This window comes from Metabacillus idriensis (assembly GCF_009674765.1).
Classification (GTDB): Bacteria; Bacillota; Bacilli; order Bacillales; family Bacillaceae; genus Bacillus_P; species Bacillus_P idriensis.
This window is the reverse complement of record NZ_WKKF01000002.1, coordinates 139,836-166,057: the sequence shown is the minus strand read 5'-3', so window position 1 is coordinate 166,057 and position 26,222 is coordinate 139,836. Positions and strand designations below refer to the sequence as shown.

31 protein-coding genes and 1 pseudogene are annotated in these 26,222 nt (G+C 42.0%); 11 read left to right on the top strand and 21 right to left on the bottom strand.

Going from position 1 to position 26,222, the window contains the following annotated elements; translation table 11 throughout:
- The first annotated feature begins 25 nt into the window (after positions 1-25).
- The gene (locus GJU41_RS09150) at positions 26-205 is read left to right on the top strand and encodes a hypothetical protein (protein WP_070878789.1); all 180 of its coding nucleotides are present in this window, start codon (positions 26-28) and stop codon (positions 203-205) included.
- 90 nt (positions 206-295) lie between these two features.
- Here the strand turns inward: GJU41_RS09150 and speB are convergent, their stop codons facing one another.
- Both speB and speE read right to left on the bottom strand, forming a co-directional pair.
- Positions 296-1,177, bottom strand: a complete 882-nt coding sequence (gene speB / locus GJU41_RS09145) for an agmatinase (protein WP_154318403.1) — start codon at positions 1,175-1,177, stop codon at positions 296-298.
- 16 nt (positions 1,178-1,193) lie between these two features.
- Positions 1,194-2,024 carry a spermidine synthase gene (speE, locus tag GJU41_RS09140; RefSeq protein WP_154318402.1) on the bottom strand — a complete coding sequence of 277 codons (831 nt, stop codon included), beginning with the start codon at positions 2,022-2,024 and terminating at the stop codon, positions 1,194-1,196.
- A gap of 226 nt (positions 2,025-2,250) precedes the next feature.
- Between speE and GJU41_RS09135 the strand changes: the two genes are divergently transcribed.
- Positions 2,251-4,320, top strand: a complete 2,070-nt coding sequence (locus GJU41_RS09135) for a transglycosylase domain-containing protein (protein WP_070878792.1) — start codon at positions 2,251-2,253, stop codon at positions 4,318-4,320.
- A 195-nt stretch (positions 4,321-4,515) separates the two neighbouring features.
- Here GJU41_RS09135 and GJU41_RS09130 read toward each other — a convergent pair whose 3' ends face one another.
- Complete coding sequence (locus GJU41_RS09130; protein ID WP_070878793.1) at positions 4,516-5,031, bottom strand: YwhD family protein; 516 nt, start codon at positions 5,029-5,031, stop codon at positions 4,516-4,518.
- Between the two features lie 12 nt (positions 5,032-5,043).
- Positions 5,044-5,709 carry a site-2 protease family protein gene (locus GJU41_RS09125; RefSeq protein ID WP_070878794.1) on the bottom strand — a complete coding sequence of 222 codons (666 nt, stop codon included), beginning with the start codon at positions 5,707-5,709 and terminating at the stop codon, positions 5,044-5,046.
- A gap of 95 nt (positions 5,710-5,804) precedes the next feature.
- Here GJU41_RS09125 and GJU41_RS09120 point away from each other — a divergent pair, with 95 nt between their 5' ends.
- Complete coding sequence (locus GJU41_RS09120) at positions 5,805-5,993, top strand: 2-hydroxymuconate tautomerase (protein ID WP_154318401.1); 189 nt, start codon at positions 5,805-5,807, stop codon at positions 5,991-5,993.
- A 142-nt stretch (positions 5,994-6,135) separates the two neighbouring features.
- Here the strand turns inward: GJU41_RS09120 and GJU41_RS09115 are convergent, their stop codons facing one another.
- The 4 genes from GJU41_RS09115 to GJU41_RS09100 form a co-directional block, all read right to left on the bottom strand.
- The gene (locus GJU41_RS09115) at positions 6,136-6,453 is read right to left on the bottom strand and encodes a hypothetical protein (protein WP_139149163.1); all 318 of its coding nucleotides are present in this window, start codon (positions 6,451-6,453) and stop codon (positions 6,136-6,138) included.
- Positions 6,454-6,938: 485 nt separating this feature from the next.
- On the bottom strand, positions 6,939-7,445 hold the full coding sequence (locus tag GJU41_RS09110; RefSeq protein WP_070878797.1) for a YwgA family protein: 507 nt from the start codon (positions 7,443-7,445) through the stop codon (positions 6,939-6,941).
- Between the two features lie 45 nt (positions 7,446-7,490).
- Positions 7,491-8,795 carry an HD domain-containing protein gene (locus GJU41_RS09105; RefSeq protein ID WP_154318850.1) on the bottom strand — a complete coding sequence of 435 codons (1,305 nt, stop codon included), beginning with the start codon at positions 8,793-8,795 and terminating at the stop codon, positions 7,491-7,493.
- 125 nt (positions 8,796-8,920) lie between these two features.
- Positions 8,921-9,145, bottom strand: a complete 225-nt coding sequence (locus GJU41_RS09100; RefSeq protein ID WP_070878799.1) for a YuzB family protein — start codon at positions 9,143-9,145, stop codon at positions 8,921-8,923.
- Between the two features lie 317 nt (positions 9,146-9,462).
- On the opposite strand from GJU41_RS09100, the gene GJU41_RS09095 reads away from it, so the two are divergent.
- Complete coding sequence (locus GJU41_RS09095) at positions 9,463-10,209, top strand: RsfA family transcriptional regulator (RefSeq protein ID WP_154318400.1); 747 nt, start codon at positions 9,463-9,465, stop codon at positions 10,207-10,209.
- A gap of 393 nt (positions 10,210-10,602) precedes the next feature.
- On the opposite strand, the gene lipL is transcribed toward GJU41_RS09095, so the two are convergent.
- Together lipL and pta are read right to left on the bottom strand one after the other, a co-directional pair.
- Complete coding sequence (lipL, locus tag GJU41_RS09090) at positions 10,603-11,445, bottom strand: octanoyl-[GcvH]:protein N-octanoyltransferase (RefSeq protein ID WP_154318399.1); 843 nt, start codon at positions 11,443-11,445, stop codon at positions 10,603-10,605.
- 111 nt (positions 11,446-11,556) lie between these two features.
- Positions 11,557-12,528, bottom strand: a complete 972-nt coding sequence (pta, locus tag GJU41_RS09085) for a phosphate acetyltransferase (protein WP_070878801.1) — start codon at positions 12,526-12,528, stop codon at positions 11,557-11,559.
- Positions 12,529-12,777: 249 nt separating this feature from the next.
- Here pta and hemQ point away from each other — a divergent pair, with 249 nt between their 5' ends.
- The 3 genes and pseudogenes from hemQ to gerQ all read left to right on the top strand — a co-directional run bounded on the left by hemQ (position 12,778) and on the right by gerQ (position 14,339).
- Positions 12,778-13,521 (top strand): hydrogen peroxide-dependent heme synthase, encoded by a 744-nt coding sequence (gene hemQ, locus GJU41_RS09080; protein WP_070878802.1) that lies wholly within the window; start codon positions 12,778-12,780, stop codon positions 13,519-13,521.
- Positions 13,522-13,740: 219 nt separating this feature from the next.
- Positions 13,741-13,863, top strand: a pseudogene (locus GJU41_RS09075) (cell wall hydrolase); the annotation flags it as partial.
- Positions 13,864-13,889: 26 nt separating this feature from the next.
- The gene (gene gerQ / locus GJU41_RS09070; RefSeq protein WP_070878803.1) at positions 13,890-14,339 is read left to right on the top strand and encodes a spore coat protein GerQ; all 450 of its coding nucleotides are present in this window, start codon (positions 13,890-13,892) and stop codon (positions 14,337-14,339) included.
- A gap of 47 nt (positions 14,340-14,386) precedes the next feature.
- On the opposite strand, the gene GJU41_RS09065 is transcribed toward gerQ, so the two are convergent.
- From GJU41_RS09065 to GJU41_RS09055, 3 genes are all read right to left on the bottom strand, one after another.
- Positions 14,387-14,818, bottom strand: coding sequence for a hypothetical protein (locus GJU41_RS09065; RefSeq protein ID WP_154318398.1), 432 nt, complete (start codon positions 14,816-14,818; stop codon positions 14,387-14,389).
- A gap of 227 nt (positions 14,819-15,045) precedes the next feature.
- The gene (locus tag GJU41_RS09060; protein ID WP_070878805.1) at positions 15,046-15,417 is read right to left on the bottom strand and encodes a DUF423 domain-containing protein; all 372 of its coding nucleotides are present in this window, start codon (positions 15,415-15,417) and stop codon (positions 15,046-15,048) included.
- A 115-nt stretch (positions 15,418-15,532) separates the two neighbouring features.
- On the bottom strand, positions 15,533-15,814 hold the full coding sequence (locus GJU41_RS09055) for a YwdI family protein (protein ID WP_070878806.1): 282 nt from the start codon (positions 15,812-15,814) through the stop codon (positions 15,533-15,535).
- A 358-nt stretch (positions 15,815-16,172) separates the two neighbouring features.
- Here GJU41_RS09055 and GJU41_RS09050 point away from each other — a divergent pair, with 358 nt between their 5' ends.
- Positions 16,173-16,520: a YflT domain-containing protein gene (locus tag GJU41_RS09050; RefSeq protein WP_154318847.1), complete on the top strand. Its 348-nt coding sequence runs from the start codon at positions 16,173-16,175 to the stop codon at positions 16,518-16,520.
- A 199-nt stretch (positions 16,521-16,719) separates the two neighbouring features.
- Here the strand turns inward: GJU41_RS09050 and GJU41_RS09045 are convergent, their stop codons facing one another.
- From GJU41_RS09045 to GJU41_RS09030, 4 genes are all read right to left on the bottom strand, one after another.
- A complete protein-coding gene (locus tag GJU41_RS09045) occupies positions 16,720-17,391 on the bottom strand; it encodes a uracil-DNA glycosylase (protein WP_154318397.1) in 672 nt (223 codons plus the stop codon).
- A 21-nt stretch (positions 17,392-17,412) separates the two neighbouring features.
- Positions 17,413-17,715, bottom strand: coding sequence for an ArsR/SmtB family transcription factor (locus GJU41_RS09040; protein WP_070878808.1), 303 nt, complete (start codon positions 17,713-17,715; stop codon positions 17,413-17,415).
- Positions 17,716-17,732: 17 nt separating this feature from the next.
- Complete coding sequence (locus GJU41_RS09035; protein WP_154318396.1) at positions 17,733-18,497, bottom strand: SDR family NAD(P)-dependent oxidoreductase; 765 nt, start codon at positions 18,495-18,497, stop codon at positions 17,733-17,735.
- Positions 18,498-18,600: 103 nt separating this feature from the next.
- Positions 18,601-19,401, bottom strand: a complete 801-nt coding sequence (locus GJU41_RS09030; protein ID WP_070878810.1) for a glycosyltransferase family 2 protein — start codon at positions 19,399-19,401, stop codon at positions 18,601-18,603.
- Positions 19,402-19,565: 164 nt separating this feature from the next.
- On the opposite strand from GJU41_RS09030, the gene GJU41_RS09025 reads away from it, so the two are divergent.
- Both GJU41_RS09025 and GJU41_RS09020 read left to right on the top strand, forming a co-directional pair.
- Positions 19,566-19,883 carry a YflT domain-containing protein gene (locus GJU41_RS09025; RefSeq protein WP_070878811.1) on the top strand — a complete coding sequence of 106 codons (318 nt, stop codon included), beginning with the start codon at positions 19,566-19,568 and terminating at the stop codon, positions 19,881-19,883.
- A 332-nt stretch (positions 19,884-20,215) separates the two neighbouring features.
- Positions 20,216-20,947 carry a L,D-transpeptidase gene (locus GJU41_RS09020; protein ID WP_070878812.1) on the top strand — a complete coding sequence of 244 codons (732 nt, stop codon included), beginning with the start codon at positions 20,216-20,218 and terminating at the stop codon, positions 20,945-20,947.
- Here GJU41_RS09020 and GJU41_RS09015 read toward each other — a convergent pair.
- Together GJU41_RS09015 and GJU41_RS09010 are read right to left on the bottom strand one after the other, a co-directional pair.
- Positions 20,944-21,873: an SDR family NAD(P)-dependent oxidoreductase gene (locus tag GJU41_RS09015; RefSeq protein WP_070878813.1), complete on the bottom strand. Its 930-nt coding sequence runs from the start codon at positions 21,871-21,873 to the stop codon at positions 20,944-20,946. The two genes, GJU41_RS09020 and GJU41_RS09015, sit on opposite strands and share 4 nt — an antisense overlap.
- A 49-nt stretch (positions 21,874-21,922) precedes the next feature.
- The gene (locus GJU41_RS09010) at positions 21,923-22,495 is read right to left on the bottom strand and encodes a TetR/AcrR family transcriptional regulator (protein ID WP_070878814.1); all 573 of its coding nucleotides are present in this window, start codon (positions 22,493-22,495) and stop codon (positions 21,923-21,925) included.
- Between the two features lie 160 nt (positions 22,496-22,655).
- On the opposite strand from GJU41_RS09010, the gene GJU41_RS09005 reads away from it, so the two are divergent.
- Complete coding sequence (locus tag GJU41_RS09005) at positions 22,656-23,471, top strand: bifunctional hydroxymethylpyrimidine kinase/phosphomethylpyrimidine kinase (RefSeq protein ID WP_070878815.1); 816 nt, start codon at positions 22,656-22,658, stop codon at positions 23,469-23,471.
- A 319-nt stretch (positions 23,472-23,790) separates the two neighbouring features.
- Here GJU41_RS09005 and GJU41_RS09000 read toward each other — a convergent pair whose 3' ends face one another.
- Together GJU41_RS09000 and GJU41_RS08995 are read right to left on the bottom strand one after the other, a co-directional pair.
- A complete protein-coding gene (locus tag GJU41_RS09000; protein WP_070878817.1) occupies positions 23,791-25,230 on the bottom strand; it encodes a glycoside hydrolase family 32 protein in 1,440 nt (479 codons plus the stop codon).
- A 13-nt stretch (positions 25,231-25,243) separates the two neighbouring features.
- A complete protein-coding gene (locus GJU41_RS08995) occupies positions 25,244-26,194 on the bottom strand; it encodes an aminoimidazole riboside kinase (protein WP_154318394.1) in 951 nt (316 codons plus the stop codon).
- Positions 26,195-26,222 lie beyond the last annotated feature (28 nt).

The window sequence follows — 26,222 nt, the reverse complement described above, 5'->3', positions numbered from 1 at the left end:
TTCAATAGGACGGCGGGTCGTATTCATGGTTGACGTTCTGGCATTATTTATACGCTTTTCGCCAAATATTCCAAAAGTACAAAAGCGCAGGCGCCTTGGTCAGATCCGACAGGCAGATAAGAATCCGACAGAAAAGTCGAGGTTTAACTTTTTTGGCGGATTCGTTCTGACCGAGGATCTAGGCGCTGGAGCTGGACGAAGATAACTTAATTTCATTATCCACAACCTATTTCCTTTTATAGTTTCCTAAACGATAAGAAAAAAGCCCCAGTCATATCTGGAGCTTCTCCTCAAATTAAGGACGTTTTTGCACCCATCCTAAAATCATTTCACGAATTAATTTGCTTGCTGTGTTAGCTGTTTGCTCAGAGTTATCATAAATTGGAGCTACTTCTACAAGATCAGCGCCTACTACGCTGATATCCGAGTTTGCAATCGCATGGATGGATGCAAGCAATTCTTTTGATGTAATACCGCCTGCATCCACTGTACCTGTGCCAGGTGCGTGTGCAGGATCGAGGACATCAATATCAATGGTTACATAGACAGGGCGTCCTGCAAGCTTCGGAAGCACCTCTTTTAAAGGCTCAAGCACTTCAAATTTAGAAATGTGCATGCCGACTTCTTTCGCCCACTGGAATTCTTCTTTCATACCTGAACGAATTCCGAATGAGTAAACATTTGAAGGTCCGATCAGATTAGCGGCCTTGCGGATTGGTGTTGAGTGAGAAAGAGGCTCTCCCTCATAATCTTCGCGCAGATCAGTATGTGCGTCCATATGGATAATCGCTAAATCAGGGTATTTTTTGTACATCGCTTTGATGACAGGCCATGATACAAGGTGCTCCCCTCCCATACCGAGCGGGAACTTGTCCTCAGCCGAAAGCTTATCAATGAAATCTTCGATCATATCAAGGCTTCGCTGCGGATTTCCGAACGGAAGCGGAATATCGCCTGCATCATAATACTTCACTTCTTCAAGCTCGCGGTCTAAATACGCGCTGTATTCCTCAAGACCGATTGAAACCTCGCGGATGCGGGTTGGACCGAATCTTGAACCCGGACGGTAGCTGACTGTCCAGTCCATTGGCATGCCGTATAGAACGGCTTCGCTGTCTTCAAATGTTGGATGGCTTTTAATAAAAACATTGCCTGAATAGGCTTCATCAAATCGCATTTGTATTCCCTCCTAATTATTTAATTAAGTCTGCTACAAATTTAGGCAGGGCAAACGCTGCTTTATGAAGCTCTTTTGTATAGTATTTTGTTTCAATTTCATGGAAACGCTCTTCGCTTACTTCTAGTGGATCATATTTTTTTGATCCGATTGTAAATGTCCAAAGACCGCTTGGATATGTTGGGATGTTTGCAGTGTATAGACGCGTAATTGGGAAGATCTCTCTTACATCGCGCTGTACGTTGCGGATAAGATCAGGTGTGAACCAAGGGTTATCCGATTGTGCAACAAAAATGCCGTCTTCTTTAAGCGCTTTTGAGATACCTGCGTAGAAGCCTTTAGAGAAAAGGTTCACAGCTGGGCCCACAGGCTCTGTAGAATCAACCATGATTACGTCATATTCATTGTTGCTCTCTGCGATGTGCATAAACCCGTCGCCTACTTTTACTTCAACGCGCTCGTTCTCCAGCTCTCCTGCAATTTCAGGCAAGTACTTTTTAGAGTACTCGATGACTTTGCCGTCAATATCAACAAGCGTTGCTTTTTTAACGCTTGGATGCTTCATGATCTCACGGATTACGCCGCCGTCTCCGCCTCCGACTACCAATACGTTTTCAGGGTTTGGATGTGTAAATAAAGGAACGTGAGCAACCATTTCATGGTAAACAAATTCGTCTCTTTGTGAAGTCATGACCATGCCGTCTAAAAGAAGCATATTGCCGAACTCCTCTGTTTCTACCATATCTAATTTTTGAAATTCTGTTTGCTCTGTATGTAAAGTGCGGTTAATTTTGATCGTGATGCCGAAATTCTCGGTTTGTTTTTCTGTAAACCAATGTCCTCCCATTTTAAAACTTCCTTTCTATATCAATTTTTCTTAAAGCCCTAGTTACGATTATACCCTAATCAATAAATACAATTCGCCAAAATTCGAGTTCAAAACCTCAGGAAAAAGTATAGATGAATCTAGCAAAATTGCAAGAAGAATTTTAATAGAAAAGGTTTAAAAAACCTTAAATATTCTCATAATGATTAAAAAGAAAAAGAACAGATGAGGAAACGAGGTGGAGAAATTGGAAATCATCACACCCAGAAGGCTGAAAATCACAATAAAAGCTGTTCGGGCCGCTATTTTTATTGGACTTATTTTATTTTTCCTGGCTTCAATCGTCCTTGCAGCCATTCTGCTCACGGCGAAATGGCAGGGAGCTCCTTCGCTGACGGTTCAGCAATCTTCTATTATGTACGCTAATGATGGATCTGAGATGGGCAAGACCCATCACGGCGGAAAAAGGTATTGGGTTGATTTAGATGAAATTTCTCCTTCCTTAACCCAGGCCGCTGTTGCGATAGAAGACCGTCATTTTTATGACCATAACGGCTTTGACTATAAACGGATTGCAGGAGCTGCTCTTGCTGATATAAAAGCAATGGCCAAGGTTCAGGGAGCGAGCACAATCAGCCAGCAATACGCCAGAAACCTGTTTTTGGGCCATGATAAAACATGGAAACGCAAACTGACAGAAGCTTTCTACACCATTCGGCTTGAGCTGAACTACAGTAAGGAAGAAATTCTAGAAGGCTATTTAAATACGATTTATTACGGTCATGGCGCTTATGGCATTGAGGCTGCCGCCAATTATTATTTTGACAAATCAGCCAGTGAATTATCCATGGGTGAAGCCGCCATGCTTGCAGGTATTCCAAAAGCGCCAAGCCTTTATTCGCCGCTTGAAAATGAAGAGCGTGCAAAAAGCCGGCAGGACCTTATCTTAAAAACGATGGTCAATCAAAAAATAATCAGCCAGGCAGAAGCTGATCAGGCATACACTGAAACTCTCAGCTACCGTTCTGTGAAAGATGTGAAAACAGCAGATATTGCTCCTTATTTTCAGGATGCGGTTATGAATGAGCTGTCCAAAAAACTGAATCTTGATCAGACAACGATAGAAACACGCGGATTAAGAATTTTCACTACGTTAGATCCCGATATGCAGAAAATAGCTGAAAAAAAGATTGCAGATGTCATTGATGAAGCATCTGACATCCAGGTCGGGTTCATGGCAATGGACCCTAAAACAGGAAGCGTAAAGGCTCTTGTAGGCGGGCGTGATTATGCAGAAAGCACGTTTAATCGGGCAACACAGGCTAAAAGGCAGCCTGGTTCAACGATGAAGCCGTTTCTGTATTATGCCGCCGTAAATAAAGGCTTCACCCCTTCTACCCTTTTAAGGAGTGAACCTTATACTTTTACGTTTGAGGATGGCAAATCAAGCTATAAACCAAGCAATTACAATGGGTATTATGCAAACGACGATATAACATTAGCTCAGGCGATTGCGCTCTCGGATAATATTTATGCCGTTAAGACTCATCTTTTTCTCGGTATGGATGAGCTGATTCAGGCATCTAAAAGCTTTGGGGTAACAAGCAAATTATCACATGTACCATCACTAGCACTTGGCACTTCACCTGTCCGATTGACTGAAATGGTGAACGGCTACGGAATGCTTGCAAATGGCGGGAAGAAGCTTGAACCTTCGTTTATAAAAAAAGTTGAAGATGCAGAGGGAAACGTGATTTATCAGAATAAAAATGAGCATGAGCAAGTGTTAAATAAAGAGGCAGCGTTCGTTACCTCGCATTTAATGACCGGCATGTTTGATGAACAGCTGAATGATTATACGTCCGTAACCGGCCACACCATTATCCCGAAACTGTCGCGCGAGTATGCAGGGAAATCGGGAACGACTAAAGCGGACAGCTGGATGATCGGCTTTTCTCCGCAGCTGGTGGCAGGCATCTGGACAGGCTATGATAAAGACAAAACGATTGACCTTGTCGTTGAAAGAGGCTATGCCAAACAAATTTGGGCCGATTTTATGGAAGAAGCATTAGAAGATCAATCCGTTAAAGCATTTAATCCTCCTAAAGGCGTTATAGGGGTTTATATCAATCCTAAATCAGGCAAGCTTGCTTCAGACGATTGCCCGGTTAAGCGGTTTGCTTATTTTGTAAGGGGAACTGAACCGACAGAGTACTGTACTGAGCATTTGGAGCACGGAGAACAGAGAGAGCCTGCAAAAGATGCTGAAAATCAGGATGAAACTTGGTATAAGAAGGTATTGAGATGGTGGGATTAGCCTTTGTTTAAGAAAAGGCACCATTTATTAGCGTACGATTATTCAGCAGCACACAACAAACCATATGAAAAACCCCGGACCTCATACGGTCCGGGGTTTTTCGTGTCCTAGCTTTATAAGCTATTTTCAGTTTACTAATAAGCGTTTTAAAGCTCAAGAATTTGACAATTTGTTCACATAAACGTCACAGAATTGTCACGCTTCTCCGAGTCCTGCTTTTAGGTCCTGAGTGGAATTTTTCCACATATCCGCATTATGATTTTTCAGAAAGTTCATCAAAATGCCCTTTGAAGCATCATCCATATGCTCAACCATAATGTGGCGCTTTAAAGATTTATCCATTTTGTTCACATGCTCAGGAAGAGATTTGTAGCCTCTTCTGATGGAACGGTCGACTGTCATTTCACAAGCAGTAACTCCTGCATAATATGGCCCCTCAGGCTTGCGGTCGATAGTCACCCATACGAGCCAGAACGGCTTTCCGTTAGGCACATCTTCTTTGTTCGGCAGAAATTTGATGCCTTTTTCAACCACACTTCTTGCGTGCATCGCACCGATATCTACAAATGCTTCCCCTTCGGTTACATCTACGAAAACCGGTGAAATGTTATCAAGACTGAGTGCGCCGACTCCGTAGCCGCCGTGACCATCCGTCGGATCACTTTTAATAATGTTAAAACCAATCTTTTTTTTCTTTTTATCTTGTTCCAAAGAAATGACCTCCTAGAAAAACGGGTTAAGTATCGATTCAAAAACAGTCATCACGATATCAGTCCCATATGAGAAAGCAGGCTGTATCGTGTATTTATCCAACGGTGTCAGCACTAAAATTAAAAAAACAACCATTCCGTAGCTTTCAAACTGCGTCATTTTTGCCCGGATGCCCGAAGGCGCAAGATCTTCAATGATCCGGTATCCATCAAGAGGCGGAAACGGAAAAAGATTAAAAATGAACAGCGTAATATTCAAAAAGATTAAGATGTTGAAAAACTGCTGCAGGCTCTCCGCCGTCCCAGAGGATAAGGAAGATAACGCACCTGTACTTAAAAGTATATACCAAACAGCAAGCCCAATAAAAGCGATGACCAGATTGCTGAGCGGTCCTGCCACTGAAACGAGGACTCCCGCAAGGCGCGGATTTTTAAAATAAAACCGGTTCACAGGCACCGGCTTCGCCCAGCCAAAGCCGGCAATGAAGATCAGCAGTGTTCCGATCGGATCAAGATGGGCAAGCGGCGACAGCGTCAGTCTTCCCTGATTCTTTGCAGTCGGATCTCCAAATTTATATGCTACATATGCATGTGCAAATTCATGAACTGTAAACGCAATTGCCAAAACAATCACCACATACGGAATAAGCTCTAATTCAAACGCCAAAAACTCCACCAATCATTCTCCTTTACAAGCGGCTTCGCTAAACATTCTATTCTCCATCAAGTATACTATAGAAGAATCCATCTACGATAGAAAAAGGAGAGATCAACATGCCATACGTAACAGTAAAAATGCTCGAAGGCCGCACAGAAGAACAAAAAAAGGCTCTAGTCGAAAAAGTAACGGCTGCTGTATCTGAAACAACAGGTGCTCAACCAGAAAAAATTGCGATTTTCATTGAGGAAATGAGCAAGAATCATTATGCGGTGAACGGCAAGCGTTTGAGCGACGAAGACTGAGTACATATGAGGAAGACCGGCCGCTTGTGGGCCGGTCTTTGTCTTTGTCATGGGAAATCCACTATGTTTAAATACTATGATGCCTTTTTTCTAGCAAGAGACACTTTGCACAATGAAAAAGCCCGCGCTATGCAGGCTTTTCTCAAGCAAACAGAACTCTCAATTGATCGTCCACTCTGCTGTGTTTCTTAGATATCACAGTCTTCTGATTCCCGCTGCATGTAACCTCGTACTCATCACTGGACAGGATTTCACGGTCTGTTTCAAAAAAGATGATGTCCTCCGGCTGAGTCAGCTTGAACTCGATCGCTTTCTCTGAACGTCCATTGATTTCAGCAGTTGAGAATACAATTTTCCCAACCTCAACCTCAAGCTGAACAGGCAGCATCAGCCCTTCTTTTCGTCCGAGCACGATTTCTTTTCCTCCAAACATGACTTCGCCTTGATCATAGATATGCACGAACTTATCAAATCCATCAAGATTTAGAAGGTGTGGTTTCCACTTTTCTCCGCAAAAACGAATATAGTGGAATCATAGCATACGTTTGATTCCATTTTCCTCCGCAAAAACCATAATGGTGGAATCATTACATACTTTTGTTTCCACTTTGATGAGCAAAAACGAAAATAGTGGAATCATTGCATACGTTTGATTCCATTTTCCTCCCTATAAACCATAATGGTGGAATCATTACTTACTTTTGTTTCCACTATGCTAAGCAAAAACGAAAATAGTGGAACCATAGCATACGTTTGATTCCATTTTCCTCCGCAAAAACGAAATGGGAGGAATCATAGGTTATCCATCTGAATTTCCTCATGAGAACGTCATGTTATTTAGAAATCCCTGCTTTTCTAGCTATCTCTGCTATAAGCCAGGTTTGACAATTGAAACTCAATGCCCGCATAAAAAAATCCCGCAGCCAATTAGACCGCGGAATCTTCTTATTGAACAACCTTCTTACGAATTGACTCTATGTACGCATAAGCCTGTTCAATTTCTTCTTCAGTGTATTTCTGCTTGCTCTTCAGGGTAAATACCTTCTCCATCACCTCTTCTTTTTCAAGAGTGTCGAAGAATAGAACCGTAGATACCAGCTCAAGGAATCTTGCTGATTGACTGTTCAAATCTTCCATGCACTCTTTAAGCGGGGGCATCTCGAGATCGTAATGAGTTAAAAATTCCTCGCCTGTTTCTGTCAGGGAGTAGCGGTATTGAAAGTAACCGCCTTTTTTCTCATGCATTTCATTTAAAAAGCCTAAATTGCAAAGCTCTTCAATTCTGAGAGTAAGCTCCTCCGAATATGGGCCATAAAAGTGAAAGTCGTACTTTTCATAAAAAGGAAGATTGATCTTTTTGGCGATATAGATCATCTTCTGCAGCTTTTTCCGTCCGGTAATTTCTCCTGAAGAAGAAAACACCTTCATCAGCTTTGCGTGTTCGTTAAGCAAACCCCAACACTCCTAACCTTGTATTTTCACACTATCTCTCTCTTTTTATAAGTTTAACAATTCCAAAATTCGTTTCTTGGCCGTTCGTTTTGCTGACATATCTTGAATGAGATCTAATGGAAAATACAGCTTATGGTCTGTTCTGCGTTTTCCGGAAATCGCGTCTACTATTTCAGACTGGCGGGAAAGCTCGCGCAGGTCTCCATTCGGCAGCTGCAAGTGAATTGGCAGCCGCTCCTCTTCCTCTCCCGGACGATAGAAGTCATAAGGAAGATCTGAAGATGAATCAACAACTAAGTAATAGTCAGGATCGATGCCTGCTTTTTTAAAGAGGGCCGTAAGCTCCATCAGCTTTTTCATCTCAATTGTGGCTGCCGGATTAAACTCAGCATATTGAAACAGATTCCGGTTCATGAATCTTGAACAAAGATCTCTCAATATAGGATCTTCCTCTTCCTGCCACTGCTGAAAATAGTACAGAACAACGGACTCATCCAATTTCAGATAATCATGAGTTGTCACTTCATCTTCAAAAATGGAGTAAAAGTGAATGGGATCCTGTTTAAATTTGTAGTAGTTTTTATGCAGCTGTTTCGCCCGGTGAAGGATTTTCGTCAATATGACCTCTGCACTGCGGGTCACCGGGTGGAAATACACCTGCCAATACATCTGGTAGCGGCTCATTATGTAATCCTCGACGGCATGCATGCCGCTTTGCTTAATCACGACCTGATCCTCGCGGGGCCTCATCACTCTCAGAATCCGCTCCATATCAAAATGGCCATAACTGACACCTGTAAAATAGGCATCCCGCTGCAGGTAGTCCATGCGGTCGGCATCAATCTGGCTTGAAATAAGACCTACAACTTGTTTATTTTCATATGTTTTCTCAATGACCTCCGATACCTTCTTCGGAAAATCATCGCCCATGCGGCGGAGCACTTCGTTTACTTCGGTGTCTCCCACAAGAATGTCACGCGTGAACTTTTCATGATCCAAATGAAACACTTTTTCAAAAGAATGCGAGAACGGACCGTGTCCCAGATCATGCAGAAGTGCCGCACAAAGCGAAAGCAGACGGTCATCCTCATTCCATTCAGGACGCCCTTTAAACACATCATCTACAATTCTCCGTACAATTTCATAGACTCCTAAAGAATGATTAAAACGGCTGTGCTCTGCTCCGTGGAAAACTAAATAGGTCGTCCCTAATTGACGGATTCTGCGGAGCCTTTGAAATTCTTTCGTTCCGATTAAATCCCAGATCAGCTTGTCCCGTACATGAATGTATCTGTGAACAGGATCTTTAAACACTTTTTCCTCAGATAACTTCCCGCTCCGATAGGCCATCGCTTTCCCTCTTCCATCTTGACTTGTTTCCATTATATCGATTCTATTTCGACGCAAACAACCACTTTTTTTCTGAAGTTAGCTGGATAAAAAAATCACCACTGCATAATGAGCCAATGGTGATATTATTTACTGATTTTTGTTTCAATCTTCACGATCAATTCGTCCTCATTTGGTGCTGAGAGCGGACGATTATTTACAAATGCAAACGATTTTTTTCTTCCCGGACCGCAGTATGATTGACACCCGATATCAATTTTCGCTTCGGGATCTACCTTTTTCAGGCGGGGGAGCAACGTCTTAATGTTGGTTGCCTGGCAATCGTCGCATATTCTGAATTCATTTGCCACCTTATTTACAACCCTTTCCTTCTGTTAAATCACGTTCAAACACTATTTGGTATTTTACCGTTAATCGATCTTCATTGCAAGCCGGGGGAAATAACTTCTATTATAGCCAAAAGAAAAAAATGGAAGGAAAATCTAGTATCCTTCTAATATTTTTGTATAAAGCCCAGTGTTTCTGGTCAAAATGATAACAGGAAAATACACAACTATCTATCTAAGAAAAGCAATCGCCTTGCTCATCCTGATTCTCCTCGAGGAGCCGGCGATTCCACTTGCCATCCAAGCTCAGGAATTTTATAACTAAAAAGGGAGTTGAAACCATGAAGCAAAGACAAGATGCCTGGTCAGAAGAAGATGATTTATTATTAGCTGAAACCGTGCTCCGCCACGTTCGAGAAGGAAGCACACAGCTAAACGCATTTGAAGAAGTTGGAGACAAACTCAATCGTACATCAGCAGCCTGCGGTTTCCGCTGGAACGCAGTTGTCAGACATAACTATGAAAAAGCGCTTCAGCTGGCAAAAAAACAGCGCAAGCAAAAAATGAGAGCTACCGGCAAGGGACAGCCTGCCAAAAAGCAATTGCTGTATTCACCGCCGGAATCAGAAGCAGCACCGGTAATGACTGAAGTTGAAGCTTTTGAGACTGATAACGAAGAATTGCCTGCAGTCACTCACCCTGTCTACAAAGAGGAAGTCTACCAAGAAGAGACCTATGAAATCCCATATACTGCGCGCAGAACACCTGCCGCATCTGCTGATCTCACAATGAACCAGGTTATTGCATTTTTAGAATCTTATTCTTCGAACAATGAACATGTCAATGCCCTAAAACTTGAGAATGAGAGATTGAAACGCGAAAACTATGAGCTTTCAAGACGCAATCAGGATCTGGCCGTAAAGGTTTCTCAGCTTGAACAGGATACTGTTATGGTTCAAGAAGATTATGAAACATTAATGAAGATTATGAACCGTGCAAGAAAACTAGTTTTATTTGAGGAAGAAGAGCGTCCGGCTACGAAGTTTAAAATGGACCGGAATGGAAATTTGGAAAAGTTAGCTGAATAAGAAAGAGGATGTCCCAAACGCGGACATCCTTTTTACTTAAGACTGTTTTCGATTATGAATGTTGTCCGTTCCTTTCCGCTGCAGGAACTTGCTTTCCGCGGTCCGGCTGGGAGCCTCCTCGGCTCTGCCTGCGGGGTCTCCCATTTCCCTCTATTTTCCCGCAGGAGTCAAGTTTATCCGCCACAATCCACTTAGGGTATAAATATTTTATTTAAAAGCAAAAAAGTTTACGAAAAAAGCTTTTCTTAAAATAACTTCTTTAGATAGGGGATTAGTACACAAATTACGGTTTTTCGAATGATGTATCTATTAATAATCCAAAAAGAAGCAGGCAGAGAAAACGAATGTCTCCCTGCCTGCTTTCTTATGAGGACTGTACTATAGCTCAATCATTCATTGAAATGCCCCAAACACTTTTTCATTTCGGTCGTACATGCGAAGCAGATTTTTTTCGAACAGCACCTGCTCATCGACTGACAGCGAAGCTGCGTACATTCTGCCGCTCAGATCCTTTAAGGTCTGCAAAAATGAAAGCATGAGCGTTTGAACGTTGATTTCGTCATCAAGCAATTCGCTCAAGGATGCCATTGTTTCTGGAACGATTTCAGGATATGCAAGCTTCGTCGGCTCATCTTTTTTCGCAAGCTCATAAAATCTGCGTATAAGCTCCGCCCTCTCAGCTCCGCTGCCGTCAGCACAGAGATAAATTTGAACAGCGATTCCGCCGCGAAGTCTCCGCTGTGAAATCCCGGCGAATTTTTTTCCGCCTATGCTTAAGTCATAGCTGCCGGGGCAATAAGACCCTGTAATTTCTCGTGCTTCTATCTCAGCACCATAGCCCGCAAGAATCCGCTTAATCAGATCCCACATCGTATCATAGCCGCGATTAATATCAATTCCTTTTTCAGTTTCAGGAAAAATCAGTGATATATTTAGAATCCCTTCATCTAGAACAACAGCGAGGCCGCCTGAATTCCGGACGATTACGCGATACCCCTGTTCTTTTAAATAAGAGATACCTTCCTGTAAATATGGAAGTTTCGTATCTTGTATGCCAAGCACAATTGTTTTGTGATGAACCCATGTCCGGGCCGTTGCAGGAGAAGTGCCGTTCCCGACCGCTGCACACAGCGTATCATCCATCGCAAAGGACTGTCTCGCATCGAAATGAGGTCCGAGGCTGGACTGATCGACAATCTTCCATTCATCTTGTTTTAATAAGGTTTCAAATGACATGTTGATGGACTCCCTCGAGTTTATAAACAAGTTTATTATAGCATGAACGAATGGAAATATAGAGACAGAAAAAGAGACAGCCAAAACCGGCTGTCTCCCCCATTCTTACTATTAAACCGCTTGTCCTGCAGTAATCAATGCTAACTTATAAACATCCTCAGCATTACATCCGCGTGAAAGATCGTTCACAGGTGCATTCAAGCCTTGAAGAATCGGTCCGACTGCTTCAAAGTTGCCTAAGCGCTGTGCAATTTTATATCCGATGTTTCCTGCTTCAAGACTTGGGAAAACAAATACGTTCGCATCGCCTTTGATGACTGAATCCGGTGCTTTTGATTTTGCAACAGACGGTACAAATGCAGCGTCAAATTGGAACTCACCATCTAAAACAAGGTTAGGCTCCATTTCTTTTGCGATTTTTACCGCTTCTGCTACGCGTTCTGTTTCAGGTGATTTTGCAGAGCCTTTTGTTGAAAAGCTAAGCATAGCAACTCTTGGTTCGATATCAAACATATCAGCTGTTTTTGCACTTTCGATTGCAATTTCAGCAAGATCCTGGCTGTCTGGTGAAATATTGATTGCACAGTCTGCAAATACATATTTCTCATCGCCGCGTACCATGATGAAGACGCCAGATGTTTTCTTGATGCCTTCTTTTGTTTTGATGATTTGAAGCGCCGGGCGCACAGTGTCTGCTGTTGAATGAGCTGCACCGCTTACTAATCCGTGAGCTTGTCCCGTGTATACAAGCATCGTTCCGAAGTAGTTTTCATCAAGCAGAATTTTTTGTGCCTGTTCTTCTGTCGCTTTGCCTTTTCGTCGTTCTACGAAAGATTGAACAAGCTCTTTCATGCCTTCAAATGTTTTTGGATCATAAATTTCTACGCCATCTAATGTAAGGTTCAGTTCATTTGCTTTTTTCGTAATATCGTCATTGCTGCCGACAAGAATAGGCTTAAGGATTCCTTCTCCTGCCAAACGGTTTGCAGCAGTCAGAATGCGCTCATCCGTTCCTTCAGGAAAAACGATTTTAAGCTCTTTTCCAGTTACTTTTTCTTTTAAAAGAGTAAATAAATCAGACATTAAAAAACCTCCTAATTAGTTAAAAACCATTGCTCTATGTTTAAGAATACTCCACTTACAGGCAAATTCAAACAGCCGCGGACTGATAGAGCGCTTACACCTTAAATTCTTTATTTTCTAAATTAACTAACATCTAAACACATGTACTATCTTTTTAATATGGACAATGAAGGCTGTTTCCATTATGAAAAGGACAAACTATGGTATAGTTAAAAGGTATTTAAGAATGATGAAACGGAGTGAACTTATATGAGTGAAGCTGCACAAACGTTAGATGGCTGGTATTGTTTACATGACTTCCGCGCAATGAACTGGGCGCTTTGGAAAACGGTAAGCAGTGACGAGCGTCAAGCAGCAATTTATGAGTTTCAGGGTTTGCTTGAAAAATGGGGAATTGCTGAAGATCAAAAGCAAGGCAGCCAGGCACTATATTCGATTGTCGGACAAAAAGCTGACTTTATGCTGATGATTCTGCGCCCTACTATGGAAGAGTTAAATGTTATTGAAACAGAGTTTAATAAATCAAAGCTTGCTGATTATACTCTTCCTACATATTCCTATGTATCTGTTGTGGAGCTCAGCAACTACTTGCCTGCAGGTGAAGACCCATACCAAAACCCTCAAGTGCTTGCCCGTCTCTATCCATCTCTTCCAGAAGCAAAGCATGTCTGCTTCTATCCGATGGATAAACGCCGCAATGGCGAAGATAACTGGTATATGCTCCCAATGGATGAGCGCAAAAGCCTGATGCGCAGCCACGGCATGATCGGCCGCCAATACGCAGGAAAAGTAAAGCAGATCATTACAGGCTCTGTCGGTTTTGATGATTTTGAATGGGGTGTCACGCTATTCTCTGATGACGTGCTTCAGTTCAAAAAACTTGTTTATGAAATGCGTTTTGACGAGGTCAGTGCACGCTACGGCGAATTTGGCACATTCTTTGTAGGAAACATTCTTCCTGCCGATAAATTGTACGGATATTTTCATATTTAATGAAAGATTATTGAAGCTCTTGCCAAAGTCGGCAAGGGCTTTTTTTATGGCATAACACAGCCTTTCCATACATACCTATAAATGAGTGAGATTGAATTTTCTACATCTAGTCACCTTATACAACCAGATGTTTTTTTCATAAGGCAGGTGATGACATGGGAGTGATTCCCTATACATCAAAGAAAGTGGAGCTGCTTGCCCGGCTGTACCGGGCCGACCCTTTGGTTTTTCAGACCTTACGGAGATTGTCCGGGCACCTGGTATAACCAGCCTAATACGGGAAGGTTCAAAGCACACTGTTTCTTTTCGCCGACTCGATCAAATTGTCCTGACGTTTATTAATTTTTTTCTACTTAAGGAGGTACAACATGAATTCATCGTTCAATCAGTTTGGAGCAGGCTTCAATCCTTATGGAGCCGGTTATGATTACCGGCAGCAGCAGCCGCAATTTGGATATCCCCAGCAGGGCGGCGGTCAGGGGATGCAAGGGATGCAAGGGATGCAGGGGATGCAGCAGACTCCCACTCAGGCACAGGGCGGCATGCTCCCGCTAGAGGAATCGTACATTGAAAATATACTGCGTTTAAATCGAGGGAAAGTAGCAACCATCTATATGACGTTTGAAGCCAGCAAAGAGTGGAACTCTAAAATCTTTAAAGGCGTCATCGAAGCCGCAGGGCGAGATCATATTATTTTAAGCGATCAAAAAACATCGAAAAGATACCTGCTGTTAATGGTTTATTTAGACTATATTACATTTGATGAGGAAATTGCCTATTATTATCCTTATGATATGGCTTCTTCTCCTCCTAGATAATGCGCACCGGGCATACATTAGAAATGTATGCTCTTTTTTATGGATGCTCATCCCTTCCAGTAGTAGCGTTCATCTTTACCGGGATCCTGATGAGATTCGTCAACCTCACGCTCATTTCTGCTTTGAAACAGTGCAAGTGTTTGCTTTTCAATATCAGAAGCGGGTTCAACTGCTGGCTGTGCTGTCTGAACCTCATTTGCTTTCACAGCATCTATCAGGTGTTCCATCAGATCATTGCGCTTCTCTTGCTGTTTCAGTAAAGCTGCGAGACCGAGCAATAGGCTGCCGGCTGCAAGTAATGTGACGTAGATCGTAAAGGACGGAATGTACTGCCATATGATTAGAGATGCAGTACCCGGGGTACCATATTCACCAAACTCTTCTTCCATTGACTTAAAAATAAGTGATACATGATTTAATGCACCTAAGACACCTGATAAAATCATCAAACTTCCCAAGATTAAAAGAATTTTCTTCACACTTTCGCGCCACCCTTCTTTTTCCCTATTTTACCATGTATTGTGCGGTTGGAATAAGCGATTACGAGGTGAAACTCTCTTGACCATGCTCTCTATCAAACTGCTCTTATTATCGAATTTTATATTTTGTTATCGAAACAGATCTATTTATTGGTGATTATAAAATTTATTAACGAAAATGTTTTTTCAAATCAAAAAGAGCCCTCTAAAGGACTCCCCCGCTCATTCTATAAAAACTTCACAACTGCGATGATCATCATTACCCAGGCAATTAAAAAGGACAGGCCGCCGAGCGGTGTGATTGCGCCGAGCACACTGATTTGAGTAACGGTTAAAACGTACAGGCTTCCGGAAAATAAGAGAATGCCGATAAACATGAGCCAGCCAGCCCAAGTCAGCATTCCTGCCTGCGGAAGTTTGTCGATTAAAAAGGCGATCACGAATAAGCCGCCGGCATGAAACATTTGATAGGTGACACCCGTCTGCCAGATTTTCAAGTATTTTTCAGGTACTTTTCCTTCAAGCCCGTGAGCTCCGAATGCGCCTAATGCAACAGCCAGAAAAGCGTTTGCTGCAGCTAGAATTAAAAATAGTTTCACGATTATCTTCTCCTCGATTTTAAAATCAGCCTCTAGTTTTCATCTTACCCTATCATTTCTTTAAATCAAGACAGACAGCGGATTCGTCAACAGATGTTCAAAATCTTTAAAGGATTTAAAAATCAAAAATAGAATCTCCGTTCACGCCGTCCTCTTCTTTTTTCTTGCCCAAATTCGATGCCCCCATCATTTTTTGCAGCTGAAGAGCATCCACTTGATTATGAGATGGCTGCTGCTTTGGTTCATAGCGTTCTTCCGCCTGCTCTTCCAGCACTAGATCACAGAGTGTTTTCACAGCAAGCAGTCTCTCTCTTACTTCTGAATCACTTGATCCGTGCATCGCACGGTGAATTTCTTTTTCCATTTTCGCAAGCAGCTTTGAAATATGTATATCCATCCTTATCATTCCTCCATTACTTTGGTATTTCTGTATCGCATGACACATTATCTTTTTGGTGTGTATTTCAAACAGGATTCACCTGATGATTTTAGCACGGTTACAGAAGGTCTTGCAGCAGATTTAAAACCGTAAGCCCTGCAGCCGTTTGGAAAACTCCTGTCCCAGGTGACATAGTAATGCGTGCATTTTAAGCAGTTAATCTGTTGATTCTTCATCTTTATATCCTGCCTTTATTCTTGTCCTTGCAGTCTATTATACCAAAGTTACAGAACATCACCTGCAAAAAAAAGAGGTTTAACTAGGTACGATTCGTGCTATTTAATTACTATGAAACCTAAAAGGAGAGTGAATGAAAATGAAACCAGCTGTAAAAGAATATACAAATGACGAATTATTGAAAAATGACGTGATGGAACTGAAAAGTAAAGGTGTCGACAAGCACGACATTTATATTCTCTCACATGATGATGAGCGCACAAACCGTGTAGCAAACAACGCTGAAGCAAATACGATCGGCATCACTGAATTAGGTCTTGGAAGTGCGGTCGGCAACATTTTCAGCAAAAAGGGCGATGAGCTTCGCACGAAATTAGAGGAAGTCGGATTCAGCTCTGCAGAAGCAGAACGCTATGAAGAAAAGCTTGATGAAGGTAAAATCTTATTGCTTGTTACAGATCATGAGCGTGTAACGGGCTGGGTATAATAAGAAAAGCGGAATCGCCCGTTTAGCGCAGGCATGACAGATAAGGATCAGCCAGTGAAGGCGCTTTTTGCCTTTGCTGGATGAGCCGTTCTGGCCGAGGAGGCCTGAGCGCTTCCGCTCGCCATCGATGCGCAAAATCTTATATTTTCTTATCTCTTCAGTAAAGAGGAGGTGCAGTTTAGTCCGCACCTCCTCTTTTTTATTTTATTTCCCAGTCAATATCCTTCCGGCCCATTTTCTTGAGTGCTTCGTTCGCTCTTGAAAACGGCTTGCTCCCAAAGAACCCTTTTCTGGCGGAAAAAGGACTTGGATGAGGCGATTGAATCACAATATGCTTGTCTGTATCAATCAGTGATTTCTTTTCTGCTGCATGCTTTCCCCATAATATAAACACAACTGGCAGTTCACGCTCATTCAGAAGCTCAATAATGCGATTTGTGAACATTTCCCAGCCTTGCCCTTTATGTGAGGCGGCTTGCCCTTTTCTCACTGTCAAAACCGTATTCAATAGCAGCACACCCTGCTTGGCCCATTTTTCAAGTGATCCATGATTAGGAGGATCGTATCCAAGGTCGTCCTTCAGTTCAAGAAAAATATTGCGGAGCGATGGCGGAAGTTTGACTCCTTCCTGAACAGAGAAACTGAGTCCGTGAGCCTGATTTGGTCCATGATATGGATCCTGTCCAAGAATCACAACTTTTACATCTTCATAAGACGTGAATTGCAGTGCGTTAAACAGATCTTCCATATCTGGATAGATCGTCTCTGTTTCATATTCTATCTTCAGAAATTCTCTCAGCTTCTGATAATAGGGTTTTTCAAATTCCGGCTTGAGCCATGTCCACCAGCCTTCATGAAGCAGCTGTTTCATCTGTTTCCACCCTTTCCGAGGTTAAATACAGGTTTCTTCTACTAATATAATTAATTTTTTCAGCAGGGTAACGGAATCTTCAAGTGCTAATGAATAAAACCTTTTCGTCCCCTGCTGTTCAATGCTTACCAATCCCTGGTCCTTCAAGATTTTAAGATGGTGGGAAATGGCTGGTCTTGAAAGCCTGGACTGATCGGCAATTTCATTCACAGTCAGACGTTCTGTTTCTGCTAATAAAAGAATAATATCCTGTCTCGCTGGATCCCCGAGAGCATGGAATAATGGGATGCATGATCGAAATGTATCAATGGCTTGGTCTCCCATTTTGCTTCACACCTTTCTTACGCGCGCTCTTGCGTTTTCCGCACAATGCCTGTTACTGTTTTCCGCGGCATGAATCGTACAGCTGCTGCAAGAATCTTATTTTTAAAGCCTGGAATAATCAGCGTCTGTCCTTTTTTCATCCCTTCATATGCCGCATCAGCAACAGTTTTCACATCCATTACTCCGCTTTTAAAGAGCTTGGATTGTCCAAGGTTGGCACGTTCGCTGAAGCCGGTTTTAGTAGGGCCGGGACATAAAACTGAGATTGATACACCAGTGCCTTTCAGTTCATTTTCAATTGCTTCACTAAATGATAACACATAAGCTTTTGTCGCGTAATACACAGCCATCAATGGTCCTGGCTGAAAAGCGGCAGAGGAGGCAACATTTAAAACCTGACCCGATTTTTTTGAAATCATATCAGGCAAAAATAATTTGGTTAGCAGTGTAATGGATTTGACGTTCAAATCAATCATGTTCAGCTCATCTAAAGCGGACGTGTTTTTAAAATCCCCATACAAACCAAAGCCGGCATTGTTCACTAAAACGTCGACATGAATCTTCTCCTGCTGCAATTCCTGAAACAACTCATGAATCTGGTTCATATCACTTAAGTCTTTGGCTTTGACGATTGCTGTCGTATTTTTCAGTTCGCCTGCAAGTTTCATCAGTTTCATTTCGTTTCTTGCCGTCAAGATTAGACGGTACCCATCCTGTGCATACTTATAAGCAAGTTCTCTTCCAATTCCATCTGATGCTCCTGTAATTAAAACGGTTTTCATCTATAAAAACTCCCTTTAGTTTATTAGTTTAAAAGTTTAAACATATAGTATCATGGAGGTGGCTTCTTTGCAAACATAAAAAAAACTCCCGCCGCAGCAGGAGTCAGGTGATTCTGGGTATCATCGGCTTTCCGTCCCAGACAAGCAAGCTCAGCGCTTCTCTCGCCTTTAACTCGGGTTCTTCTAATAAAACAAAGAAGTTTTTTTGAGGAAGCTCTCCCAATTGATGCTTCTCACATAGCTTTTCAAGGTAAGATTGTCTTGTTTCATTAAGAGCTGCGGATTGATGATTGCCTGTATCAGAAAAAGCATAAATAACGCTTGCCACAGGAACCCGCTTTACTTGAAATTTTTCTGAAACCCTTAAAAAGAAATCCCAGTCCCAATAATTATGAACATCCGGATCATAATATCCAATCGACTGATGCACCTCTTTTAGATACAAACTGCCTGATGGCACAAACGTTGAGAAGCGCCTCATCTCCTTTGCATCATATGTATAGGCGAATAATCTGCGGCTGACAGGCACACGAACGTTATTTTGAACTTCAAATTCGACAATCTCAACATCTGAATAAACAAGATGTGCATCTGTCAGTTCATGTACCATTCTTTCAATATGCTCCGGGGCGAAATAATCATCATCATCACATAGCATAATGGCATCGCCCTCTGCCTGAAATACTCCGGTATTTCGTGCATGAACATGTCCCGTATTTTCTTCTAGATTAATCATCCGAATCGGCAGATCATCATAAGCAGCTGTTAAAGAGTCTGCCGGCTCTCCTCCGTCGTTAACAATAATAATTTCATGCGGGCGGTATGTTTGACGGGCAATTGATTCCAGAAGCTCAGCAAGAGTATATAGACGATTAAATGTCACAATAACGACTGAAACACGCAAGAGATCTCCTCATTTCTTTGTTTATTTCTACTGCTCATTAAATCATAAAAAGGAAAAGATTTCTCTAGGCTGAATCTTTAGACCCATTTGTGAAATTCTTTGTTTTTAAATTTTGTTTATTGGGTATTTATTAACTATCAGCACATATAAGGAGAGAGATTAAAATGAAAACATTTGTAGTTGAAAATGGTGTTCAAGCAACAGAAAAAATCAATCACCTTGAAGTTGAAGGGTTTGTGAAAGACGATATTTATTTATTCGCACATGACCCGAACCGATCAAAACATCTCACTTCCGGTACAGATACTGAAAGTGTCGGCGTATCCGAGCAAGGCGTCTTTTCATCAATGAAAAACGTATTCCGTTCACGCGGAGATGAGCTTCGCTCAAAAATGGTATCTCTGGGCTTAACAGAGAACGAAGCAGCTCATATGGAAGAAGAGCTTGATAAAGGCAAAGTAGTTATCGTAGCACACCAATAATTCATACAATCTATATTTCCCCCTACTAATATAGATGTATAGGCGGGTCTCATGTCTCATGAGACCCGCCTTTTTTATATTTTATGATGATTCATGGAACAATTTAACATCTCCTCCCGTCTTATGCTGTCAAAGGAGTAAAAAAAGAAGTTCCTTTCATTGTCAGCTTTCGACAAGAAGATTCTACATGTTCCTCAGTCTTTGTTTGGTAATCTTTTCTTGTAATCAGAAAAGCGGAGTTGCCTGTTTTGCTTAGGCATGTCAGATAAGAATCCGGAAGAAAAGTCCGGGTTTGACTTTTCTGCTACTAAATAAAAGGGGACTAGAGAGAAATGAAAAAATGGTTAGTGCTGTTTGCCGCTCTTTTCTTATTTGCATCTTTTGCCGCACCAGCTAAAGCAGATGCTGTACCTCAGCTGATTATCATTAACAAAAGCACGAATAAACTCGCATTTTTTGACAGCGGCAAGCTTGTTAAAGTATTTAATGTCGCAACAGGGAGAAATAATTCGTTTACCCCGGAAGGAACGTTTCCGATTGTAAACAAGATTAAAAATCGTCCTTATTACAAAGACAAAATTCCAGGGGGCGACAGCAGAAATCCGCTCGGAGACAGATGGCTCGGTCTTCATGCTCTGGGCACCAATGGAACGACCTATGCCATCCATGGCAATAGCAATCCAAATTCCATAGGAACTTATGCCAGCGCTGGCTGTATTCGTATGCATAATGAAGAAATCCGCTATTTATTCGACCTAGTACACACAGGCACCTCTGTTCTCATTCTTCACTCAAACCAATCCTTTGAAGCAATAGCTGCCGCAAACAACTATCCAAATACTGTACCCGCAGATTCAGCACCAGTTGAGGAAGAAAAGAAACCGGAGCCTCCTGCTGAAGAAAAACCTGCTCCAGAACCTGTGGAAAAGCCAAAACCAGCAGCACCGGAACCTGAAGAAGAAGATCCTTTAACCTGTATAAAAAGTAAATTACAAGGCCGTATCTATTTTCCGGATATTCATATAAAAATGGATGTTTCGTGCCCCCAAAAACCAGCTAATTAGCTGGTTTTTTGCATGGAGGAAATGACTGCTCTTATTCCCTTGTCATATGGTGTTCTCGGAAGCGGACCAATTTCTTTTTCATATTTGGATCCAGATAAATGAACCGGTTTTTCTGTTAAATACATCATTTCAACCGATTCTCTCATCATTTTGTCGAAAAGACCGATGAATGAAATCATGCCTTTTTTAACCGTTATCACTTTTTTGCTGTAGCCAGTTGCGTCGCGCACCATTTCAACGAACTCATTTCCAGTCATTGTCCCCGCTCCAGGAATGTTCCAATTTTGCTGATAAGCATGTGGGGTGAGGGCAAGTTCAACCGCAGCTTTCGCACCGTCAGGAGTATAAATATATTCTCTCTCAAGGTCTAAAGAGCCGACAAATTGAGAGGTGCGATTTTGCAGCATCTGATTAAGCGTATAATGGATATAGGTATTTTCAGCTTTTGGACCATAATAATCCGGAAAATGAAGAATGAGATAAGGAATTTCAGCTGACTTCACCATCTGTTCAAGCTGAAGTCTTATTTTCCCCTTTTTTGTATGCGGGTCCTTGGAGGCAGCTTCAGTGACAGCCTCTGATTGTCTTCCATAGGCGTATATGTTGTCTGCAAGTATGAATCGTGAATTTTCCTGTTTAACAGCCTGCAGCAGGTTTTGCATAATACGCGGGTGTCCATCGGCCCATTCAGGATAAGGAATATTAATGCTGTGAAAAATGAATTCTTTCTTCCTGCATGCCTCTGCGACTTCATCAGGGTTCATCGCATCACCTTGATGAATCCTCACTTCCTTTATATGGCCAAAAAGTTTTTTTAACTTTTGTTCATTTCTCGCAAAAGCTGTAACATCAAACCCTCTGCTGACAAGCTCCATGACAAGTGCATAACCCATTCCGCCTGATGCCCCAAAAACAATTGCATTCATTTTTATTCTCCTCCCCTTTATTAACCACCGTTCAATTAAAGACAAAAAATTAAGATAACCCCTTCATTAGAAAAAGAACATGTGCCTTCACCAGAGGCTCCACCTCTTCAAATGTCATCCCTGTCTTGCAATAATGCGTGACAAATCCATGAAGTGACAAAAAGACAGACCAAATGACATTTGCTGAAAGCTGCTTACCGGATAACGCATAAATGGCTTGAGCAAATTGATCGTAGCTCGCATTAGGCTCATGAATCATATAGCTGATAACCTCTTCATCTTTCGTTAAAAACATGAGTTCATATTGGCTTTGATTTCTCAAGCCGAATTCAATGTAGCTCTCGAGTATTTTTTTAGTTTTTTCTTTATTGCTCAGTTCTTCTTGGTCCAAAACATTCATCAATTTTTCATCCAGGAGGGTGAAATCTGCCTTAACCAGCGCATAAAAAAGCTCAGCCTTGTTTTTAAAATGATAGTAGATAGCTCCGTGACTGTAATTCAGCTCTTTGGCGATTTGTCTCATGGAAACGTTCTGATAGCCTTTTTCATTAAATAATTGATGTGCAGCATGCATGATGGATTCCCGCGTAAGTTCTTGATCGACTGCTCTTCTTGCTGCCATATGTATCACCGCCCTTTATTTAACCACTGTTCAATAACAGTATATGGGTATCTTATCCATTTTGCAACCTATTTCGCATCAATGGCTAACCTTTTTCTAAATTGTTATAATAGCTGTGTAAGATTCGTTTTCAATCACCTGGATGGAGGTACACATACTTATGACAATGAAAAAAGCCTTAACATTTGCTGGATCAGATAGCAGCGGCGGTGCTGGTATTCAGGCAGATTTAAAAACATTTCAAGAGCGCGGAGTATATGGAATGACTGCTTTAACAGTCGTTGTAGCGATGGACCCGGCCAATGAGTGGCATCATCAAGTATTTCCCGTGGAATTAGATACCATTAAAGCTCAGGCAGCAACCATCGTAGAAGGAATCGGTGTGGATGCCATGAAAACAGGCATGCTTCCAACTGTAGATATCATTAAACTTGCTGCAGAAACGATAAAAAAGAATAACCTTCAAAACGTAGTAGTGGATCCTGTTATGGTATGTAAAGGAGCCGATGAAGTACTGTATCCCGACCTTGCGGATGCTTTGCGCGAAATCCTTACACCGCTTGCCACTGTTGTTACTCCAAACTTATTTGAAGCTGGCCAATTAAGCGGCATCGGAACCATTACAACAGTTGATCAGATGAAGGAAGCTGCAGTCAAAATTTATGATTTAGGCGCTAAATTCGTGCTTGTAAAAGGCGGCGGAAAGCTTCAGCATGAAAAAGCAGTAGACGTTCTTTATGACGGAACAGAATTTCAGATTCTTGAAGGCGAGCGCATCGATACTTCTTATACACACGGAGCAGGCTGCACATATTCAGCTGCGATTACGGCGGAACTTGCAAAAGGTGCATCTGTTAAAGAAGCCATTTATACAGCTAAACAATTTATTACAGCAGCGATTCGTCATTCCTTCCCTCTTAACGAGTATGTTGGGCCGACAAACCATGCTGCATTGCGTTTATACGAAAGTGAATAAGAAAAGCGGAAGTTCCCGTTTAGCGCAGGCATGACAGATAAAGATCATACAATAAAGGCGTTTTTTGCTTTTATTGGCGAATCTGAGGAACTGGGCGATTCAACTCGCCATCGAAGCGCTAAACTTTATACTTCTTATCTGAGCCGGTCCTTGATGACCGGCTTTTTCATTTTTTCTGGATCTGCCTGTTGGACCTGACTTTAAGCCTTCCCAGATGATGCACTTTTTCAGCTCATCCACAGCTATTATACTCAATTCGACTATTTCATATATTTCTAAGTAAAAAAAGCCGCCATTAAATAGGCAGCCATCCATTCTATTACAGATCCCATTTCTTCAAATCAAATACCGTTTCTCTTTCTGAAGAAAAGACAATGCTTCGGTCTTCAGCATCCGGGAATACTCTCGCCGTAAACACTTCTTCACCATCATTTATAAAAATTTCAATCGATGATGTATCTACAAATACTTGAAGCTTGGTCAGCTCTGCCAAATGGCATTTTCTTGATTCACGCAGCCCGTCAGCATAACTGATTCTAGTTAATGTAAACAGCCTGTCCCTGCGTGAATAATGCAATTCAGCATTCTTTTTAATAGAGATTTTAAAAGAGTCTCCTGCTTTTATATGTTCAAGAAGGAGTTCATAAACAGAACCTTCTGCTTCGTACATATGAACTTCTTCATTTACCACCTTAATATGTTCATGCACCTGTTCATTTTTTCTGAGAGCTTTTAATTCTTCGACAGGCTCCTGCACCAATTTTTCACCTTTTATCGACAATTTCCTCGGAAATGTCATAGTGTGAATCCACTTGTTTGCTATGGTCGGATGCTTGTCCTCATCTTGATCTGGCACACTCATCCAGGCAATTAATATGCGTCTGCCCTTTTCATCAACCGTCGTTTGCGGAGCATAAAAATCAAAGCCTCTGTCAAGCTCAGTGAACTTACCATGATTAAATTTTGCCGTCTTGTAATCAAGCTCCCCAACAAAGTAGCCTGATTGATAAACGTTCTGATAAAGAATTCCGTCCGGCTCCAAACCTTGAGGAGAAACAATCAGTACATCTTTCCCGTTAAGATGAAACAAGTCAGGGCATTCCCACATATATCCGAACTCATCAAGCATACCGGTTTTTGAACCGGCAGTATCGCCCAGGTACTCCCAATTATAAAGATCCAAAGAGGAGAACAGCGCCGCACGGCCGACCAGCTCTTTTGTTTGAGCTCCAACAACCATATACCATTTGCCTTCATGCTCCCACACCTTTGGATCACGAAAATGGGTCGTATATCCGTCTGGAAGCTCAGCTACAACGCCTTTTTTATCAAAATGGATTCCGTCCTCTGAGACGGCAAGACACTGATAGGTCTCCCTATCACCATTCTCATCCTTCACATTTCCGGTGTAGAACAGATGAAGTTTATCAAAAGCTGCAATAGCACTGCCTGAGTAGCACCCATCCTTTTCATACCACTCACTTGGAGCCAGAGCAATCGGTTCATGTTTCCAATTCACGAGGTCTCTTGAACTATAATGCCCCCAGAACTTTGCTCCATGTCCTGTTTTAAACGGCATCCATTGATAGAAGAGATGGTAAATCCCCTTCCACTGAATAAAGCCGTTCGGATCGTTAAGAAGTCCGACAGGAGGCATAATATGATGCTTCAGCCGATAAGGGTCGCTCTCAACCGTTTCCCGGCTTGCCTCAACCTCTTGATAAGCAGCTTCTTTTAACTCTGAATCACGGTTTTTCACGTCCAACTCTCCTTTACGAATTTTGCAGAATGCCTTGAACCTCTTTCAGTGTAGGCAATGCTGTCATGGCTCCTTTAACCGATGCAGCAAGTCCGCCTGAAACACTTGCAAACCGGCCGATGTCCTGTAATTCCTTCTCCGTTAAAGAGGCTAGATTTCCCTCATACTCATTTAATTTATATAAAACACCTGATACGAAAGCATCTCCAGCACCGGTTGTGTCAACTGCATTTACCTGCATTGCATGAATTCTTGCAGTCACATTCTGTGTAAATGCATAGCTTCCTTCGCTCCCGAGTGTTACAAGCAGCAATGGAATGTTATAATCGGAGAGCTTTTCTACCCCTTTTTCAATCGTTGCTTCTCCCGTCAAAAATTCAAGTTCCTCTTCTGAAATCTTGATTAAATCGGCCGATTCAAACATAGAAAGGATGGTTTCACGTGCAGCTTCTTCGTTTTCCCATAAGCTCAATCTTAAATTGGGATCATATGAAACAATCATTCTGTTCTTTCTGGCAAGCTCAACAGCTCTGATCGTCGCACTTCTAGAAGGCTCGCTGATCATAGAAATCGAACCGTAGTGAAGGATTTTACTGTCTTCAAACAGCGATTCGTTCAGTTCTTCCCTTTTCAAAAACCGGTCTGCACTTGGATTGATATAAAAATCAAACGAACGCTCTCCATTTTCAGCCAATGTAATAAATACAGCACCTGTTTTCGCTTCATCTGAAAGCATCATATGATTTGTATGAACCCCGTAAGAGGCTAAAGTATCTTTTAAAAAAGTCCCGAGTACGTCATTTCCCACTTTTCCAAGAAAAGCTGAATCAGCTCCAAGTCTCGCTAAACCAACTGCAACGTTTGCAGGCGCTCCTCCTGGGCTTTTTTGATAGATCATATTATCCGAATCTACTGGTATAAAATCGATTAATGCCTCTCCCAAACTGATAATCTCTTTTTTCATGGATGCAGCTCTCCTCTCGAGTGAAAGA

What these genes read in the sequence shown, in the direction of transcription:
- GJU41_RS09150 (WP_070878789.1), top strand. Translation starts at nt 26, where the DNA reads ATGGTTGACGTTCTGGCATTATTTATACGCTTTTCGCCAAATATTCCA.
- speB (WP_154318403.1), bottom strand. Translation starts at nt 1,177, where the DNA reads ATGCGATTTGATGAAGCCTATTCAGGCAATGTTTTTATTAAAAGCCAT.
- speE (WP_154318402.1), bottom strand. Translation starts at nt 2,024, where the DNA reads ATGGGAGGACATTGGTTTACAGAAAAACAAACCGAGAATTTCGGCATC.
- GJU41_RS09120 (WP_154318401.1), top strand. Translation starts at nt 5,805, where the DNA reads ATGCCATACGTAACAGTAAAAATGCTCGAAGGCCGCACAGAAGAACAA.
- GJU41_RS09105 (WP_154318850.1), bottom strand. Translation starts at nt 8,795, where the DNA reads ATGGCCTATCGGAGCGGGAAGTTATCTGAGGAAAAAGTGTTTAAAGAT.
- GJU41_RS09095 (WP_154318400.1), top strand. Translation starts at nt 9,463, where the DNA reads ATGAAGCAAAGACAAGATGCCTGGTCAGAAGAAGATGATTTATTATTA.
- lipL (WP_154318399.1), bottom strand. Translation starts at nt 11,445, where the DNA reads ATGTCATTTGAAACCTTATTAAAACAAGATGAATGGAAGATTGTCGAT.
- pta (WP_070878801.1), bottom strand. Translation starts at nt 12,528, where the DNA reads ATGTCTGATTTATTTACTCTTTTAAAAGAAAAAGTAACTGGAAAAGAG.
- hemQ (WP_070878802.1), top strand. Translation starts at nt 12,778, where the DNA reads ATGAGTGAAGCTGCACAAACGTTAGATGGCTGGTATTGTTTACATGAC.
- gerQ (WP_070878803.1), top strand. Translation starts at nt 13,890, where the DNA reads ATGAATTCATCGTTCAATCAGTTTGGAGCAGGCTTCAATCCTTATGGA.
- GJU41_RS09055 (WP_070878806.1), bottom strand. Translation starts at nt 15,814, where the DNA reads ATGGATATACATATTTCAAAGCTGCTTGCGAAAATGGAAAAAGAAATT.
- GJU41_RS09050 (WP_154318847.1), top strand. Translation starts at nt 16,173, where the DNA reads ATGAAACCAGCTGTAAAAGAATATACAAATGACGAATTATTGAAAAAT.
- GJU41_RS09045 (WP_154318397.1), bottom strand. Translation starts at nt 17,391, where the DNA reads ATGAAACAGCTGCTTCATGAAGGCTGGTGGACATGGCTCAAGCCGGAA.
- GJU41_RS09040 (WP_070878808.1), bottom strand. Translation starts at nt 17,715, where the DNA reads ATGGGAGACCAAGCCATTGATACATTTCGATCATGCATCCCATTATTC.
- GJU41_RS09035 (WP_154318396.1), bottom strand. Translation starts at nt 18,497, where the DNA reads ATGAAAACCGTTTTAATTACAGGAGCATCAGATGGAATTGGAAGAGAA.
- GJU41_RS09025 (WP_070878811.1), top strand. Translation starts at nt 19,566, where the DNA reads ATGAAAACATTTGTAGTTGAAAATGGTGTTCAAGCAACAGAAAAAATC.
- GJU41_RS09020 (WP_070878812.1), top strand. Translation starts at nt 20,216, where the DNA reads ATGAAAAAATGGTTAGTGCTGTTTGCCGCTCTTTTCTTATTTGCATCT.
- GJU41_RS09015 (WP_070878813.1), bottom strand. Translation starts at nt 21,873, where the DNA reads ATGAATGCAATTGTTTTTGGGGCATCAGGCGGAATGGGTTATGCACTT.
- GJU41_RS09010 (WP_070878814.1), bottom strand. Translation starts at nt 22,495, where the DNA reads ATGGCAGCAAGAAGAGCAGTCGATCAAGAACTTACGCGGGAATCCATC.
- GJU41_RS09005 (WP_070878815.1), top strand. Translation starts at nt 22,656, where the DNA reads ATGACAATGAAAAAAGCCTTAACATTTGCTGGATCAGATAGCAGCGGC.
- GJU41_RS08995 (WP_154318394.1), bottom strand. Translation starts at nt 26,194, where the DNA reads ATGAAAAAAGAGATTATCAGTTTGGGAGAGGCATTAATCGATTTTATA.